The 1,466-nt window shown below is 32.7% G+C and carries 2 protein-coding genes; both read right to left on the bottom strand.

Annotated features, from left to right (window positions below):
• Positions 1-770 (bottom strand): DUF2931 family protein (locus BLS98_RS22995; protein WP_139166180.1); only part of this gene is annotated, 770 nt, incomplete at its 3' end.
• A 9-nt stretch (positions 771-779) separates the two neighbouring features.
• A partial coding sequence (locus BLS98_RS23490; RefSeq protein WP_167356279.1) for a hypothetical protein occupies positions 780-1,466 on the bottom strand: 687 nt, incomplete at its 5' end.

Genomic DNA, 1,466 nt, shown 5'->3' with positions numbered 1-1,466 from the left:
TCCGTAATATGATTAGATAACCAATCCTTGTAAGGAATAATAAATTGATTCTCATTTAGAAATATATAACTACCGTCTTTTGAAAAAGCTGTAACTGATTCATAAAAATCACGATTTTCTTCACTGCTAAATCCTATATCATATTTGTATGTTTTTTCTCCTGTAGCCCATATTGAATAAGGAATACCATGAAGATAGTTATATTTCAAAATATCTTTTGCTTCATCTCCTGTTGATGTCCAAAGAGTTACTGAATTAGGATTATCTTTATCAGTCTCTCCAATACGGTTAGCCTTAATTCTTGTAATTTCTTCATTTCCAAATGAGCCAGAGAGCCATACTGTTATATTACCTCCAGGAGCCATACCTGTAATGATTTGACTATAATTCTCCCTTTTCCCTGTAATTTTTTTTCCTTTTTTAAATAGTTCCAACATTTTTTCTCTTGGAAGTTTTGCCCCAACTTTATATTCAATCAAATCAAGGCCACAGCGCCAACTAACAGAAATACTGTCTGGAACAGGCTTAAATATTTCACCTCCTGTATAGCCACCACTTGTCATTCCCCAACCAGGGTTTATACCTACATTGGCAGATGTACCTGCTACCCCATTTCCTTGATAAAAATATTCTACAAATGGGCCTCCTGATATATAATTTTTTGGAGCAGAAATTCCTGCATTCCATTCAAATTTATCTTTAGGTTCACAGCTTATTATTAACAATAAACTTGGTAACAATAATGCTATGTTTTTTATTTTTTTCATCATTAAAAAACATTATTCTTCCTGCCAATATTCTAAATCTGTTGGCTTTTTAAGTGGGATTCGACCTTCCCATTTGGGAACTACAAAGCCTTTGGGAAGTGTGTATTTAGGTGACATCAGTTTTTTCTGTTCATCATTAAATCTTCCTAAGCGAAAACGCATCACCTGATCCTGCTTCTGCTTGTTTACAAAATAGATAACCCCATTAACAAAATCACCTCCTGTATCTTTAGGGATAGTCACAATCATTCGATCATAATGTCCTTTTTCAAAAGTTGCCTGAAGGTTTTGTGGCAAAACCACATTTCCTTCAAACCATCGAGATTCATTATCATAAGAATGCCAGATCAAATCCATTTGCACAGGGAGTTTTAACTGATGTGATTCATTAGGATTTTTAGGATAATCAATAAAACGGTTAGACCATTTTAAAAAGTAAGGTGTAGAATCTAAAAAATAAACACTTCCATCTTTTGAATAATAAGTGATTGAATATTTATAATCTTCTTCACTGCTAAAACCTAGATCATATTTATATTGCTTATCTCCTTTTTCCCATGCTGAATAAGGAATACCGTGGAGATAGCGATATATATTAACCTCAGAATTAATAAATTTTTCTGAAGAAAGAATCTCTTTTTCAATCTTTTCTGCCTCTTCACTTTCTTTCCAAACTCCTTTATTTTTGGCTTTAAAGTT

Source organism: Chryseobacterium jejuense (assembly GCF_900100075.1).
GTDB classification, from domain to species: Bacteria; Bacteroidota; Bacteroidia; order Flavobacteriales; family Weeksellaceae; genus Chryseobacterium; species Chryseobacterium jejuense.
This window is presented reverse-complemented; position numbering and strand designations above follow the sequence as displayed.